The sequence below is a fragment of the Salmonella sp. HY31 genome, assembly GCF_042604575.1.
GTDB classification, from domain to species: Bacteria; Pseudomonadota; Gammaproteobacteria; order Enterobacterales; family Enterobacteriaceae; genus Salmonella; species Salmonella diarizonae.
In genome coordinates this window covers 2,888,166-2,905,258 of record NZ_CP170479.1, presented here as the reverse complement: position 1 = coordinate 2,905,258, position 17,093 = coordinate 2,888,166, and the positions used below count along the sequence as shown (strand labels likewise).

Below are 17,093 nucleotides of genomic sequence, written 5' to 3'. Positions count from 1 at the left end.
TCCTCGCAGGCTCGTCGTCTGTCCAACTGGCTGCGCCAGTTGTCGAACCCCGATCGGGTGTTCTCATCCCCCCGGTAAGGTAACTTAATGCGAAATAAATATCCTCCGGCATAGCCCTGTCTCTTGATCAGGAGATCTGATCAAGAGACAGAGCCTGGCTGGGGGTTTTCCATAGACAAAAAAGCCCGTACTTTCGTACGAGCTCTTTCTTTAAGATGGCGGTGAGAGGGGATGAGTTCTCATCTTGCAGACGTAGCTGATTATCGTAACGTGACCGGACAGTGTAGTGCAGCATGGCGGTTTCCGCGCGTAGGGATACATAGGTAGTAAGTGGTCTACCCGTAGACTCAGTCAGTTATATCGCGGGAGGGGGAGTATATGGTCTGTTTTTTAAGTTGTATGATCAATGCCGGAATTATTGTTTTCTATAAAAGGTAAGCCCTCTCCATAGAGAAGCCAGTTAGAATTAACATTAAATTCAAACGACAGATGATCGATGAAAATGAGATCCGGAGCCTCTATGCCTGTGCAATAATTTAATAATATTTTAGGGTCGTATCCCTCCATTTCTTGCAGGATGAAATCTAATGCAAAAGAAGATCTGTTTTTTTCTTTGTCATCGTCATCTCGGTCAGAATGTATGGCCAGATGAAGGATCACCCACGTTAACTTAGTGCTGATATGAGATTTCCAGTTTATATATTGTTGTAACTGTATACTGCCATTCTTGTTAATGTGTTGCACAAGCAGAGAGTAAAACCCGTCGATAATTAATTGTTCTTTTGATTTATTTTTATCCATGATTAGTGCCTTATGAGAGCATTATCAGTTTCTATTGCTGATGGCTTCGTATTAACTAATACTTGATACAATTTTTTTCTGGAATGTCTATTAGATAGAAAAATATTTTAATATGCTTTATAAGCGTTATGATTCCTTTGTGTTATTGTTTGTGAGTTTTATTATTACATAATGTTATTATTTTATTTTTCTGTAATGTCTCTAATGTCTCTAATGTCTCTGTTATCTCGATCAAATGACGCGCATGGATAACATGCAACGTGCTGTTTTAATTTATTTTTTGTTGTTTTGTTTCATTCTTGTTAAGAAAAGGTGATTTAAATCACATTTTGATAACATTGTAATTTTTTGTATGTTTTCAGCTTTGAAAATAATTTTTTAGATGATAAAACTAAGACAGAAGCCAGATGTTAATTATTTCAACGGAAAATATATTCTTAGTGAATACATTAACATATTGATAATGCGTTTTTTATTGTGCACAGACGATCTCCAGCCAGGCCGGAGGTTCCGTTCCGTGTTTTTTATGAGAATTTGAATTATTGATAAGCTGGAAACAGGATAAGTAAGGTGAAGAAAAATAGAGACAGTGCTCTGATATATACTTATCTTTTCCGTGCTTTGGGTGACTGGGCATTTCGTTTTGCAGTACCACTCTTTTTATACGCTAAAACGAATTCGGCACTGGGTACGGCTCTGGGATATATTTTAACTTTTTTACCGCAGGTTCTGTTTGCAATACCCGCAGGCGTTATGGCCGATCGCTATGATAAGAGAACGTTATTATGGCTTCTGGATTTAGTTGGTTTTGCTTCCTGCCTGATACTTGCCTTTCAGGTCCACCACCAGGCGCCAATCTCTACCATCTATACGATGATTTTTGTTATATCGTCGATTGGTACATTTTATCATGCCGTTTTTCAGGGCAGCATTCCCATCGCGATTGGCAAGCAGCGTCTCCATTGGGCAAATTCGATGGTAAATGCCGGAGACAGTTTGCTCAGTGCGCTAGGGCCTATAATTGGCGCATTGGCGGTGGTGGTACTGGGTTATGAGTTCGTCATTTATCTCAATGCGTTTAGCTATCTTGTTGCGGTCATCGTCACCCTGAGGTGTATCCATTTTGTGAGTATCCAGGTTCGTAATGTTCACGTCGGGCATATGCTAAAGGAAGGTGCTAAAGCAATAAGCAGTGATGATTTTTTAAAGTTTGGTGTTTTACTTTTCATGGCAAATAATTTTGCTATGTTTCTTTACTTAGGTGTGTTTGTTTATCATCTGAAACATAATTTTGGATTATCCGATCTTGCTGTCGGTGCCGTGTGTTCGGTCGGAGGGGCCGCGGCGATTGCCGGCAGTTTTATGGCGAAAAATATCCTTGATGAAAGAATTGGTGCGCTAAAGAAAATTTCTATTCTGGCCATATTGCTCGGTGTAGCTACGTTGTTTATGGCGATTAACCAGCCTGTTTTCTTTTCTGTAGCATGGGCGATGGTAAATTTCGTCGATGCATTGATTATGGTGACTTACTTTACTGAACGCCAGATCCGCGTTCCCGGCGAACTACTCGGCCGGGTCGTTTCTTTTTCACGTATGGTTGCGTATGTCGCTATTCCTTTAGGGGCCGGGGTCGGGGCGCTTGCAGTGGGATATTTCTCAATACCCTCTGTTATTATCGTTTCAGGTATTTTAATGACAATTTTTGGCGCATCTTCAGTATTGTTTTGTCGGTATTATCCGGAGCATGCTTTATAGCATCTTTAATACTACTGCGTTTGTGATTCGAACAGTGATTACGCCGCACGGTCATAATAGCGGCCTGGTTATATCTATTTGATATTACCATTTTTGTCGTGACTGAAAGCTAAAAATACACATTTGCTTAAAAACAGCGGAAGAATTTGTGACAACTGTAATACATTGAATTTATCGGATTAAACCTATTTAAACTGGAGGGGGTATGGGTCCAATTGATTTACAAGGTACAGGAAAAGAAGATGAATATAGCGTCGTGAAGAATAGCGAAGGTCAATTTTCTATCTGGCTCCTTGAATTACCTTTGCCGGAGGGGTGGCAGGTTTCTGGTTTTATCGGCAAGAAACAAGATTGTCTGGATTATATCAGGAAAGAATGGCGCGATATGCGGCCTTTCACATTGCAATGTGCAGAGCAACGGTTATCACCGCAGAAGAGTGAGAGAATATTGTGAGCCAACAAATAAGCCTGGAAGATATTTTTCTCTTATATAAAGACAGAATAGCGGTCGTTGATGCGGATTGTGCGATGAGCTATGGCGAGCTTGACGAACTGAGCGCTGCACTGGCCGAAACGCTGCTCCCGTATCGACATTCCGGAAATAAGGTAATCCTGGTACTTGACCGAAGCATCGAGGCGTTGGTCGCGATTAGCGCGGCTATTCGGGCAGGTATCTGTTATGTCCCGCTTGAATGGGACGGGCATGATACCCATGCCTTTGAACGCCTTCAGGGATGCGGCGATATCCCCGCGGTAGCCGTCAGCAGACATGCTCAGGCGCTGTCCGACCTCGGTATTGCGCATATTGCAATGGACAATCTTTCACGTGACCGGGGCCGCAACGTATCGCGCGATAGCTTCCCTGATATCGATGCGAATCACCTGATTTATACCATTTATACGTCAGGCTCTACCGGGATATCAAAGGGGGTGGATATTACCCGTGCCAGCATCTGGCACTACACTACCTCGCTCATCTCGCTTTTATCGATAAACGAGTCGCTCAGCTACGCCTATATGTCGAGTTTATCGGCAGATCTTGGTAATACCAGCCTTTTTTTATCACTCCTTACCGGGGGAACTCTGCATTTCATCAGTGACACCCTGCGTAGGGATGCGTGCGAGTTTCAACGTTATATGCGCGAGCAGCGTATAGATGTGGTGAAAATTACCCCTTCCCATTTTACCAGCCTGACGATGCATCACTACACCGATTTTACGCTTAAGTGGTTAATTTTCGGCGGGGAATCCTTGCAATCAGAGCGTGTCAGGACGGTGTTTCAGAAGGGGTGGGCACGGGCCGTGGCAAACCATTATGGTCCGACTGAAACCACGGTCGGTGTGGCACTTTTTCCGATGCGTAATCTGAATGACGTCCCTGACGATCTCGTGGTGCCCGTGGGTTTTCCTATTGGTCAAAGCCGTTTTGAACTGGTCGATGAAGAAGGGCAGAGGCTGGCCGGAGAGGCTGTGGGTGAATTAATGATAGGAGGCCCTGGCGTAGCGGCCGGCTATACCAACGATCCTCAACTGACCACTACGAAATTTTATCGGCTGCCACATCGAATGGCGGACGGTCCGTTTTATGCCTCGGGAGATCTCTTCAGAAGGTCGAAAACAGGAGCGTATATTTTTATCGGTCGCAAAGATCGTCAGGTAAAAATCCGCGGTTATCGCGTCGATCCTGACGCAATCGAGGCGCTGATCGCTTATGAAGATGACGTTGAATCTGCTGCAATCTTTGCCTGCGACAGCGACAGACCCGGCCATTCGCAGCTGGTAGCGTGTATCGTTCCAAAGCAACCCGCTGAGGATTCGGTATTGTCCATGCAGAGCTTACTGTCGCGTATTCTTCCCGCGCACATGATGCCGGGGCGGATAGTACTGCTGTCCACAATGCCCGTCACCGACAATGGAAAAGTGGATTATAAGGCGCTGAAAGCTCAGCTATCCGTTCCAGCCCGGCACGTTGAGAATACCCTCCACGTCGCCGGGCTGGAGGGTAACGAACGGGTTGCCGCTTCCGCATGGCGTCAGTGTCTGGGGAGCCATCCTCACCGCTATGATGAAAATTTTTACGACGCTGGCGGTGATTCGATACTGGCTATCCAGCTGCTTTCCCTGCTGCAGAATGAAAACTATCCAGTTCGCGCCTCGCACTTTTACCAGGATCCCACGTTTACCCGGCTGATTCAGGCCATGGATACTGAACTTCAACCCGCCGTTTCCCCTCAGCAAGGCATCTCTGAACGGTACCTGGCTCCTGTTCAACACTGGTTCTTTGAGCAGTTTCCTCAGGGGGTCGATCGCTGGTCGCAGGCTATGGTTATTGATGCGGCGCAGAAGATCAATGTTGCGGCGTTTCGCAAGGCGCTGGACGGGTTGCTGAAAGCGCACCCGATTCTGGGGACCTGCTTCATTCAGCGTACAGGAGGCTGGAGCGTAGAGGATAACGTGTGCGAAGTGGCGGACATTTTCCGTTGCCTGGAGCTGCAGGGGAGCGCCGAAGAGCTGGAAAATATGATAGAACGCGCGCATCAGGAGATTGCGATCCGTACAGGCCAGCTCTTGCGTATATGGCTACTGAAGGGGCTCGACGGTCACGATCGTCTGCTGATGGTTTGTCATCATCTGGTAATTGACGGCGTCTCGTGGCGAATTCTGATTGACGATTTGGCGCGATTATACGAATCGGCCCGGGATAATATCCAGCGCAGCGTGGCGATTGAACCGCGGCTGTACTGGTCCTGGTCTCGTCAACTGAAGACGCTGGCGGCGACTCTGCCTGCGGAGGAGGTATACTCGGAAGCAGCCGCAAACCTCGCGAAGCTGCGTAATGATTTTAGGCTGGGTCCAAACAGCGAAGGAAGCGCAAACACGCTCTGGATTGGGTTTGACGAGCGGCAGTCTCACGCGCTGTTGCGTGATATTCCCCGACAGCACTGCGTGGCGATTCAACACCTGCTATTGGCCGCGTATGTGCGAAGCGTCGCTGACGTTCTGGCATCCGGCGGCACGCATCTGTCTGTTGATATTGAAAGCCACGGGCGCCAGCTGTTCGAGGATGAGCTGGAGATGAACCGTGCGATGGGATGGTTTACCGCCGTCTATCCCCTGATAGCCGAAGTTGTGGATGGCGAACCTGTTCTTCTTACGGCCCGCCGACTGGCGAACCTGGCGGAAAAGCAAGCCGACGCTGGCGCACTATACGGTATCCGCCGCTACTTATCCGATGCTCCCCGGAAAAGCGTTAAAGGGTCTGAACTCTGTTTTAACTTTCTCGGTCATTTTGGCCTCGATTCTGATGCGTCGCTTGGCTGGTCATGGTCGAACCTCTATCCCGGAGCCGCGCGACACCCTGATGTATCTCGCGTGCATCTACTGAAGCTGACGGGACGCGTGGTGGCGAACCGGCTGACACTTGATTTGTCCTACTCCAGTAATGTCCATTCCCGTCAGACCATTACCCGTATTGGGGAGCGGTTTATTGGGCTGCTCAATGATGCCCTGCAGAAGGCGGGCGTGAATGCGGCTGCGGAACAAACCTCAACCTTGTTCAGCGAGCACAACAGCACGGGTCTTCTCACGTATATTCCGTCCGCCCTCAGTGGGTTGCGTGAAACTCGACCCTCCGGTGCGCTTCGGGCGGTGCTGCTGACAGGAGCGACCGGCTTTATCGGCATCTACTTGCTAAAAATGTTGCTGGCAACCCCTTGTTGTGTCGTGCATTGCCTGGTACGTGGCGACGATCAGCGCTCTGCCCAGGAACGGCTGTGGGAACGCTTCTGCTGGTACTTCCCGCACGCCGATCGTGATGCATTGAGCGCCCGGGTGGTGGTTCATGAAGGGAGCCTGAACTCAGTCGGCTTTGGCCTTGCTCCGGCAGCGTTCACCCGGCTGGCAAGAGAAATCGATACGGTGGTCCATGCCGCTGCGGATGTGCGGCTGATGGCGCCTCTGGATGAACTTCGCCAGACCAACGTGGAGGGCACCTGCGCCATCGTCGAGTTTTGCCACATGGAACGCGCCAAGCGGCTTCATTTTGTCTCGACACTGAGCGTGGCGGGCATCGTAACGGATAAGCAAAGCTTCAGTGAAGATCATTTGCACATCGGGCAAAGCTTTATGACGCCGTATGAGCAAAGCAAATATGAGGCCGAACTTGTCGTCAGGGCATTTATCCGGGAGGGCGGGAGCGCATGCATTTACCGAACCGGCAGCGTGTCTGCAGATTCAACGGGAACCTTCCAGATCAACATTGAAAGCAACCGGTTGATGCAGTCGTTGAACACCTATGTGCTGAGCGGACTGATCCCTGACCGTGAGGAAGACCTTTTGCTCTGCCGGGTTGACGATCTTGCGCATGCGATCGTCAGGATTGTGATGAATACCCGTATCTCGGGCAGAACATTCCACATGACGCCTGATGCGGAATTTATGCATAACGACCTGGTGGAGGTGTTACAAGCCTCCGGATTCTCTGTGCAACTGGCGAGTACCGAAAAGTACTTGTCGGCGCTGCGCAAGATGGATGCAGATTTTCCTCGCGAAGCGGCTCTGGGCCAAATGTGGTCGACGCGGCCCTCGCGTAAGGTCCGCATCGATGCTGCCGTCACGCACACCTTGCTGAAACGTCTGGATGCAGAAATTCCCCCGGTGGATCGGGCCTGGTTTACTCGCTTTTTAGCTTGCTGCGTGGAGAGAGGTTTTCTCCCCGGCTCGACAAAAGTCTAATTTTCACAGCATGACATCCTGAGGCTTACATGAACAATTTTGAAAATCGTATTGCTGTCGTGACAGGCGCCAGCGCAGGGATAGGTTATAGCATTGTTAACGCGTTACTGGAGGCTGGCGTCCGGGTGGTGGGAAATGCCAGGCGCGCCCAAAGGCTTGACGATATGACTACTGGGGCTGAAAAACGCTACGGCGAACGGCGCTTCGTAGGGGGGACGGGAGATATCAACAAAGAGGAAACCCTCGTCAAATTGATGGCCGCCAGTCAGGCGGCGTTTGGTGAAACGCCAGATATCTTCGTTGTGAATGCGGGGCGCGGGCTGCCGGGCTCGTTGCTCCAGTCCGACCAGTCGTTGTGGGCATCGTTATTTGAGTTGAACTGTTTATCCGCCATGGCGCAGATGAAGTCAGCGGCACAGGTCATGGTTGAACGTGCGAAAAGACGCGCCGGGCAGCCGCTGGCGCAGGACATTATCATCCTGGGCTCCATTGTCGGACGGCATCTGTCACCCGTTAATCCCATCTATGGTGCGACCAAGTACGCGGTTAATTCCCTCGCGGAAGCGCTCAGACGTGAAGTTTGCGAACACTGGGTGCGCGTCACCCTTATCGAACCGGGAACCGTGAAATCGGAATTCCAGGAAGTGGCCGGGTACGATGCGCAGGCCTTTGCTGCATATGAGCAGCAGAGCGGCCCTTTTGTGACGGGTGACGATGTCGCTAACTTCCTTATGTTTGCTGTGAGTCAGCCACCGCATGTGCACTTTAACAATGTCGTGATCCGTCCGACACGCCAGGTTTATCCGTAACCATATGAAAATAAATAATATAGTAGATTTTCCTGCTGCGATGACGCTGGTGTCACTGTTCGAAGAGCAGGTCAGAAAAACGCCTGACGAGGTAGCCTTAGTTTCAGATGAGATGACGCTTACCTTGCAGGAGCTAAACACGCTTGCTAACCGCCTTTCTGAACCTCTCAGAGAGCATGGCGTCACTGCGGGGAGTGTGGTCGGCCTGTGTATGCAGCGCTCTGCGATGGCTATTGCAACGTTGCTGTCCATTCTGAAGTCGGGTGCGGCCTATCTACCCATTTCGACAGAGGCACCCGCCGAACGGCGAGCGTTTATGCTGCGTGACAGCCAGGCTATTTTGGTCGTGGCCGATGACGCGCAACTGGTGCATTTTGCCACTACCGACGTGATGGTATTGTCCGGGAAAGCCCTGGCCGCAGCGGCGCAAACCGCAGTGGATACCCGTCCCTCATCCTGTGACGTCTTCCGATGTGGCGTGGGTTCTCTATACCTCTGGATCGACAGGGCAACCAAAAGGCGTGCTCGGTAGTCATCGCGCCTGTGTCGTAAGGCTCCAGGCTATGTGGTCGCACCAGCCCTTCATCAGGGGAGAGCGCTGTTTCCTCAATACCGCTTTCACTACGGTCGACTCCTTCTGGGAAATTTTTGGACCGCTGTGTGCAGGGCATGCACTCTGCGTGCTGAATGATGACCTGTTGCGTGATCCTTCGCGCCTGCTGCCGGAACTGGCGACGCTAAAGATACGTCGTATATGTATGGTGCCCTCCCTGTTGGCGACATGGCTGGAAATCTACCCCTCGCTTTCACGTGTCGTCCCGGCGTTGCAGCTTTGGGTGGTGAGCGGAGAGGCGTTAACCGTTTCGCTATGCGAACGCTTTCGGATGGCGATGCCTGAGGCGCATCTGATTAATCAGTATGGCCTGACGGAGAGCTGTGCGGACATCACGACCTTCGATACCTGGGGCTGGACAGCTCCCCCGGACTATGGAAGCCACTATGTGCCTGTCGGCAAGCCGTTTGAGGGGACATCGATGGTGGTAGTGGATGCGGGACAGCAACCGCTCCCGGATGGACAGGCTGGCGAGCTATGCATAGCGGGACTCTCGCTGTGTAATGGTTATCTGAATCGCCCGGATCAGGAAGGGCAGCGATTTGTCTCCCTGAATATTGAGGGTGAGAACGTGCGGGTCCTGAGGACCGGCGATAAAGTCATCAGGCTGGCGAGCGGCGATCTGATTCATCTTGGGCGGATCGACAGCCAGATAAAACTACGTGGTTACCGTATTGAGCCAGGGGAAGTTGAAAACCTGCTGGGTGACCATCCGTCTGTGAAACAAGCGGCTATCGTTTTCGATGCTGACCAGCAGCGTCTTGTCGCTTTCCTCGCCGTGCGTGAGGGGACGTATGATGCTGAAGATGCGCTGATCGACTCATTGCGTCGCTACGCTGAGACAACGCTGCTGCCATATATGCGTCCGACCACCTATGTTCTCAACGACGTCCTTCCCACAACGGCGACCGGGAAGATTAACCGTCAGGCATTGCGCATTCCGGATGAGAATAAGCCTCCTCTTACGGCCTATGTTGAACCGCAGCAGGGTATCGAGCTAGATATTGCCCAGGCTATGGCTGAGGTACTGGGACTACAGCGTATCGGCGCGACTGATAACTTTCTTTATCTGGGCGGAAATTCGTTGCAGGCGATGAAAGTGATGGCCCTGTTGCGTACCCGAGTCACCGTGGACATCGTACCTTCCCTGTTTTTCCCTGACCCGACGCCGCGGGCTATCGCAAGGGCGCTGGCGGATGCCGGTGCCAGCCGCGCTGAGACAGAATTGCGGCCAGTGCAGCATGGACGTTACTGCCGGGCTTCATTTACCCAGGAAAGGCTCTGGGTTCTCGACCGTCTGGGGGGTGGCAAAGCGGCATATACGATAGTCTGGCACCTGCAAATGCAGGGCGAGGTTAATATCCCTGCATTGAACGCAGCGCTGAACGTGATCGTTGCCCGACATGACTCCCTGCGGACCCGGTTTCTGGAACGTGACGGTGAGTGTCTGCAGGAGATTATGCCTGCTGAAACCTTGTCTCTTGACGTTGAGTCTCTGACCGCAGGTGAATGCGAACAGCGTTTAAACCAGCTCGCTAACCGGGAATTTGATTTAACGCGCGGGCCGCTATACCGCTTTGAACTGCTGCAATCCGGCGACAGAAACTTTTCGTTAGCCATAGCACTTCATCATATCGTCTGTGACGGCTGGTCTGTCGACGTCCTGGCGCGCGAGCTGTGCGAGCTCTACACCGCCAGGGTGGAAGAGCGTGAAGCTATCCTGCCGGAACTGCCTGTTCAGTTTGCCGACTTTGCGCTGTGGCAGAGGCAGATGCTGGATAAGCCGGAAGCGGCGCGGCGCCTGGCGTACTGGAAAAACAAACTTCAGGGCGCACCGGCCGGGCTGGAGCTGCCGACAGATCGCCCCAGACCGGCAGTGGCAAGCTATCGCGGGGCACATGTGCCGGTCTCGCTTGCTCCCGAAACGGTTGAAGCGCTGCGAGCCCTGGCGCAGCGCCAGGGGGTGACTCTTTATATGGTGCTGCTGGCGGCATTTCAGGTGGTGCTGTCGCGCTGGAGCGGTCAGGACGATGTCGTGGTCGGCTCGCCCGTCGCGGGGCGTATGCTGGCGGAAACGGAACCGATGATTGGCTTTTTCGCTAACACGCTGGCGTTGCGCGGAGATTTGTCCGGCAACCCGTCGTTTGAGACGCTGCTGCACCGGACGCGGCAGACCGCGCTGGAAGCTTACGAGAACCAGGACGTCCCCTTTGAACGGATCGTGGAGGCGCTACAGCCGGTGCGAGATCTTTCACGGCAGGCCATTTTTCAGGTGATGCTGGCCTTGCATCCGCAGTTCAGCGATCTACAGATGCCGGGGATATCCCTGCGCGCCGAAGAGAGGCTACCAGAAAGCGCAAAGTTCGATCTTGCGCTTGAGCTAACGGAGACCCGTGATGGGCTTTCAGGTCAGCTAGAGTATGCCCTCGATCTCTGGGACAAAGAAAGCGCAGAACAGATTGTCCAGTGCTTATCAACGTTGCTGCAATCTCTGCCCGACACCGTTGAATGCCCTCTATCGCAGCAGCCGCTGCTGACGGCTGCCGGGCAATATCAGTTGCTTACCGAATGGAACAACACGGCGGAAGATTACCCCCACGATCAATGCATCGCGTCGTTGTTTGAGGCTCAGGCAGAGCAAACGCCCGATGCGCTCGCCGTCTATTTTGATGGCGAGGAGATCGACTATCGTGAACTGGACCGTCGGGCGGAGCAGGTGGCTTCCCGCCTCGTGCACGCGGGGATTGGCCCGGATTGCGTGGTCGGGCTGTTTGTGGAGCGCTCCATTGAGATGATTTCCGGGCTGCTGGGGATCCTGAAGTCTGGAGCTGCCTACCTGCCGCTGGATACGGATTATCCGCCAGACCGGATCGCTTATATGCTGGAGGATGCGCAGGTTCCCGTTGTGTTGACCCAGCGCCGTCTCCTGGCGAGGCTGCCGGAGACGTCTGCCTGCTGCATGTTCATTGATGACGAAACTTCAGAGACGGCGCTCCCGCCCCGGAAAGCGCGCAACATCAATGCTCATCATCTCGCGTACGTCATTTATACATCAGGTTCTACGGGGCGTCCTAAAGGGGTGATGATTAGCCACTTCAGCATCCTGAATCACCTGAGCTGGATGCAAAGAACGCACCGGCTGACCCCCGACGACCGCGTGCTCCAGAATGCGCCTGTTAGTTTTGATGTCTCTGTCTGGCAGCTCTTCTGGCCGCTACTCAATGGTGCGGGGCTGGTAGTGACCAGCCCCGAAGGGCATCGCGACCTGAGCTATCTGTCCAGTTTAATTGAGTCGTCCCGGGTCACGGTTATGCATATGGTGCCATCGATGCTTCAGGCTCTGGTGGACATTGTGTCGCCGCATACCCTGCGTCGGGTCCGCGATTTTATTGTCGGTGGTGAGGCGTTGCCCCCGTCACTGCTACAGGATTTTTCCCAACGTTTTGACTGCAGACTACATAACCAATACGGTCCAACGGAAACCTCTGTAGAGGTAAGCTGGCATCAGTGCTCTGCCGATGAAGATCGTCTGGTCGTGCCGATTGGTGCTCCGCTAAGCAATACCCGACTGTACGTGCTGGACAGGTATTTCAATTTATGCCCGGTTGGGGTGCCCGGTGAATTGTATATCGCCGGAGCGGGTCTGGCTCGTGGTTACCTCAACCGACCAGACATCACCGCTGAACGCTTCCTCCCGGATCCTTTCAGTGACGGGCAGAGAATGTATCGTACTGGCGATCTTGCCCGATGGACAGCCAGAGGCGTGCTCGAATATCTTGGCCGAATCGATCACCAGGTTAAAATTCGCGGCTTCCGGGTAGAAACGGGCGAAATTGATACCTGCTTGCTGGCGCACCCCGGTATCCACCAGGCGATTGTCGTTCCCTGGTCCAGTGAGCAAAAGCCGCTGCAGCTTGTTGCTTACCTTGTGCTGAAGGATCCGGCATTGCAGACTGCCGAGGTGCAGGTACATCTGCGCCGGTTCCTGCCAGAACATATGATTCCGGCGGCTTTCGTGACGCTGGGCGCACTGCCGTTAACCCCAAACAGCAAGGTTGATCGTAAGGCATTACCACCGCCAACTTTCGTGACGCGTCAGCGCCAAGCCGTGCCGCCGCGGACTTCAGAAGAGTTTGCGCTCTGCGAAATCTGGGGCCTGTTGCTAAATTGTCCTGAGGTCGGGATTGAGGACGATTTCTTCGCGCTAGGTGGACACTCCCTGCTTGCCATGCGCATGGTGGCAATGGTACGTGCGCGTCTCGGAGTCGAACTGCCGCTGCGTGAGATTTTTGATGCGCCAGTAATTGTGCAACTGGCATCACGGCTGGCGCATTATCAGGCCCGGGAGGAGGGCTCTTCTCCGATTGGCATTACGCCACGGGACGGCAATCAGCCGCTGAGACTGTCATTTTCTCAGGAGCGTCTTTGGTTCCTCGACCGTCTGGTTGAGGCCGGGGTGGCCTATAATGTACCTTGGTCGCTCGAGATGCGCGGCGAGCTACAGACCGCCGCGCTGGAGTGGGCAATTAATCAGGTGATTTGCCGCCACGAAAGTTTACGTACAGTATTCCGTAACAGCAACGGCACGGCCGTTCAAACGATCGTGCCAGCCGAGAATGAGTCCCTTGTGTCGCAATCTGTCCCGGAATATGCGCTCGATAATGTCTTGCAGACGGTAGCTGAGTATAAGTTTGAACTGCAAACCGGCCCGCTGTATCGCTTCCGGCTTTACCGGCTATCTGCTGAACGGCATGTGCTCGCCTTTGTCGCCCACCACATTATTTGCGACGGCTGGTCTGTCGACGTCCTGGCGCGCGAGCTGTGCGAGCTCTACACCGCCAGGGTGGAAGAGCGTGAAGCTATCCTGCCGGAACTGCCTGTTCAGTTTGCCGACTTTGCGCTGTGGCAGAGGCAGATGCTGGATAAGCCGGAAGCGGCGCGGCGCCTGGCGTACTGGAAAAACAAACTTCAGGGCGCACCGGCCGGTCTGGAGCTGCCGACAGATCGCCCCAGACCGGCAGTGGCAAGCTATCGCGGGGCACATGTGCCGGTCACGCTTGCTCCCGAAACGGTTGAAGCGCTGCGAGCCCTGGCGCAGCGCCAGGGGGTGACCCTTTATATGGTGCTGCTGGCGGCATTTCAGGTGGTGCTGTCGCGCTGGAGCGGTCAGGACGATGTCGTGGTCGGCTCGCCCGTCGCGGGGCGTATGCTGGCGGAAACGGAACCGATGATTGGTTTTTTCGCCAACACGCTGGCGTTGCGCGGAGATCTGTCCGGCGACCCGTCGTTTGAGACGCTGCTGCACCGGACGCGGCAGACCGCGCTTGAAGCTTACGAGAACCAGGACGTCCCCTTTGAGCGGATCGTGGAGGTGCTACAGCCGGTACGCGATCTTTCACGGCAGGCGATTTTTCAGGTGATGTTTGGCCTCTACTCGCCCGACCATCAGCTGCAGATGACAGGCCTGGAACTGGAGGGGCGCGAAGGTCGTACCCACAGGGCGAAAATCGACCTTAACCTTGAGCTGACCGAAACGGCTAATGAGGTATCTGGCCACATTGAGTACCTCACCGGCTTATGGGACGAGGAGACAATGTTACGTTTCAGCAGCCACCTGCTGAACGTTCTGCGAGACGTGGCGGTGGATAGCACGCGCCGCCTTTCTGGGGTGGATATGCTGGGGGAGCAGCAACGCTATCAACTGCTGACATCCTTCAATGCGACGCGTGCGGGTTATCCGACCGGGTATTTGTTGCATCACTTGTTTGAGCGTAATGCGCAGGAAAATCCACAGCGTCTTGCGCTGGTATTCAGACAGCAATCGTACACCTACGGCGAGCTTAACCGTCGGGCGAATCGGCTGGCAAATCATCTGATTCATTCCGGTATTGGCCCGGACGATCGCGTAGCGCTCCTGCTGGAGCGAACCCCCGCGATGCTGGTGGCACTTCTGGGCGTCCTGAAAGCAGGCGCGGCCTACGTTCCCCTTGATACTGGTTATCCGGAGGAGCGGGTCGAATACATGCTGCGACACTGCCAGCCGAAGCTCTTACTGGGCGGTGAAGATGATGTGGCCCCCTATGGCAGCACCGGCATACCTTGCCTCGTTCTGGATGATGAAGGCCATAGCCCGCTGATCTCTGGCGTTTCAGACTGCGATCCCGAACCGGTGCTGGTGGGGCTGACGCCCGAGAACCTTGCCTACATTATCTATACCTCAGGATCGACCGGACGCCCGAAAGGCGTGATGCTGCCCCACGGTGCAGTCATCAACTTCCTGTATGCAATGCGCGACCGTCTGGGCTTTACGGCGAATGATGGCATGCTTGCCGTGACGACGCCGTCATTTGATATCGCGGTGCTGGAGCTCTATTTACCGCTCATCACCGGAGGTCGAATTGTCTTAACCAGTCGTAAAGAGATGCCAGTCGTAAAGAGATGCGCGATGGTGCCGCTCTTGCCCGGCTCGTGGCCCATCGAGACGTTACTTTCATGCAGGCAACGCCGTCGACATGGCGAATGATGCTGGAAGCTGGCTGGCAGGGTAGTCCACAGCTCACAGCGCTGTGTGGTGGAGAGGCGCTCGATCGGGAGTTATGCAATCGACTGGTTTGCGCCACGCGTCGTTTCTGGAACATGTATGGCCCGACGGAGACGACGGTCTGGTCAACCTGTCAGCGTATTGAGGATGTCGACACGCCGATCTCGATTGGTACTCCTGTCGCAGAAACCACCGTGAGGATCCTTAACGGTCAAGGATTGTTGCAGCCCGTTGGCGTGGCTGGTGAACTGTACATCGGCGGGGCCGGGCTGTCGCGCGGCTATCTCTGGCAACCGGAGTTAACTGCTGAACGTTTCATCCCCGATAGGTACTCGGAGGAACCGGGAATGAGGCTGTATCGTACCGGAGATCTGGCCCGCTGGCGCAGAGACGGGACCATTGAATATCTGGGACGTAACGATCATCAGGTGAAGCTGCGGGGATTCCGTATTGAACTCGGGGAAATTGAAGCGTGTTTACAGGCGCATCCTGCCGTTCGCGAGTGCATTGTTATGGTCCGTGAGGATCGCACAGGCGAAAAACGGCTTGTTGCTTATATTGTGGCTAACGCGGATTTGGGGACATCCCCGGTTGCAGTGCTGCGCGCTCACGCTTCGCAAACGTTGCCCGAGTTTATGGTACCTACGGCAATAGTCACCCTACCGGCTTTCCCACTTACGCCAAACGGAAAAGTCGATCGTAATGCGATGCCTGAACCGGATCTGACGTCACTGGCCACTCGAGAGTATGCCGCGCCGAAGGGCCACGTGGAAATGGCGTTGGCGGAGATCTGGCAGCAACTGCTGGGGGTTTCCAGGGTGGGGCGTACCGATCACTTCTTTGAGCTGGGGGGACATTCTCTGCTTGCTCTGAGGCTCATAGAAGGCATCAACGCTACGCTGGGCGTTGAGTTTGCATTACGGGATCTCTTTGCCAATCCCGTTCTGTCTCAGATGGCGAAACAGCTGACCGCCCAGGATAAGAAGGACGTGGCAACGTCGGACAGGCCGAATCTGGTTCATCTGCGTCGCGGTCGTTCACCCGTTAAGCTCGTCTGTATTCATCCCGGCGGAGGCGGGGGAATTGGGGAAGCTTACGCTCCGTTGATTGGCGCGTTGAGTAAGGAGATGGACGTGACAGGCATCAGCGCCGTCGATCTTGATACGTTGACTAGACCGGAGGCTAGCGTTCCTGAAATCGCTGCAAATTATCTTCACCAGCTGTCTGACATTATTCAGACGCCGTGGATCCTTGTGGGGTGGTCAGCTGGAGGGCTCATTGCGTATGAGATGACGCGACTGGCAATGAAAAACGGTTGTATGCCACTGGGGACGCTGCTTATTGACAGCTATCCACATACCCGTGACACGATGCCTGATGAACGCGAAGTTCGAGTGGAATTTTACGAATTTCTTCAGCGGATTGGCTGGCTGACGCCGCAGACGGGTGGGGGAAATAATGATGCACTTTCGTCGACGGAAAGCGCCTTGTTCGAAGCAATTCTCGGCAGGATGCAATCCAGCGGTGAAGAGCGGGTCAATATTACAAGAAATGAGCTGGAATATATTTACCAGGTCTTCTCAACATTGCAGGAGGCTTATTATAAATACCAGATCCCAGATTACGACGGGAATATAGATCTGTTTATTGCCAGAGATTCAGACACGGATCCCGGTGAGTTTTGGGCCAACAGGGTGAGGGCTGGATTAACAATTACGCCAGTGAATGGCACTCACTACAGCATGTTGTTCCAGGAAAATGTTACGCCGATAGCTCTGCGTATTCAGCAGCTCTGTGTGAACTACGACGCTCTCACGCAGTTTGATGAGTCATTTTAGAA

Annotated in this window: 5 protein-coding genes and 1 pseudogene; 5 read left to right on the top strand and 1 reads right to left on the bottom strand. The window is 53.5% G+C overall.

Features of this window, described 5'->3' with window-relative positions; translation table 11 throughout:
- Positions 1-390 precede the first annotated feature (390 nt).
- Positions 391-801 carry a hypothetical protein gene (locus ACE15A_RS13880; RefSeq protein ID WP_053510684.1) on the bottom strand — a complete coding sequence of 137 codons (411 nt, stop codon included), beginning with the start codon at positions 799-801 and terminating at the stop codon, positions 391-393.
- 570 nt (positions 802-1,371) lie between these two features.
- Here ACE15A_RS13880 and ACE15A_RS13875 point away from each other — a divergent pair.
- From ACE15A_RS13875 to tniN, 5 genes and pseudogenes are all read left to right on the top strand, one after another.
- Positions 1,372-2,556, top strand: a complete 1,185-nt coding sequence (locus ACE15A_RS13875; RefSeq protein ID WP_053510682.1) for an MFS transporter — start codon at positions 1,372-1,374, stop codon at positions 2,554-2,556.
- 205 nt (positions 2,557-2,761) lie between these two features.
- A complete protein-coding gene (tniA, locus tag ACE15A_RS13870) occupies positions 2,762-3,010 on the top strand; it encodes an MbtH family NRPS accessory protein (RefSeq protein ID WP_023248691.1) in 249 nt (82 codons plus the stop codon).
- Positions 3,007-7,290, top strand: a complete 4,284-nt coding sequence (tniQ, locus tag ACE15A_RS13865; RefSeq protein ID WP_072158776.1) for a non-ribosomal peptide synthetase — start codon at positions 3,007-3,009, stop codon at positions 7,288-7,290. The genes tniA and tniQ overlap by 4 nt, the downstream gene beginning before the upstream one ends.
- Before the next feature lie 29 nt (positions 7,291-7,319).
- Positions 7,320-8,099, top strand: coding sequence for an SDR family oxidoreductase (tniO, locus tag ACE15A_RS13860; RefSeq protein WP_064055836.1), 780 nt, complete (start codon positions 7,320-7,322; stop codon positions 8,097-8,099).
- 4 nt (positions 8,100-8,103) lie between these two features.
- Positions 8,104-17,091, top strand: a pseudogene (tniN, locus tag ACE15A_RS13855) (non-ribosomal peptide synthetase).
- Positions 17,092-17,093 lie beyond the last annotated feature (2 nt).

Coding starts and splice junctions, on each gene's coding strand:
- ACE15A_RS13880 (WP_053510684.1), bottom strand. CDS start 801: ATGGATAAAAATAAATCAAAAGAACAATTAATTATCGACGGGTTTTAC.
- tniA (WP_023248691.1), top strand. CDS start 2,762: ATGGGTCCAATTGATTTACAAGGTACAGGAAAAGAAGATGAATATAGC.
- tniO (WP_064055836.1), top strand. CDS start 7,320: ATGAACAATTTTGAAAATCGTATTGCTGTCGTGACAGGCGCCAGCGCA.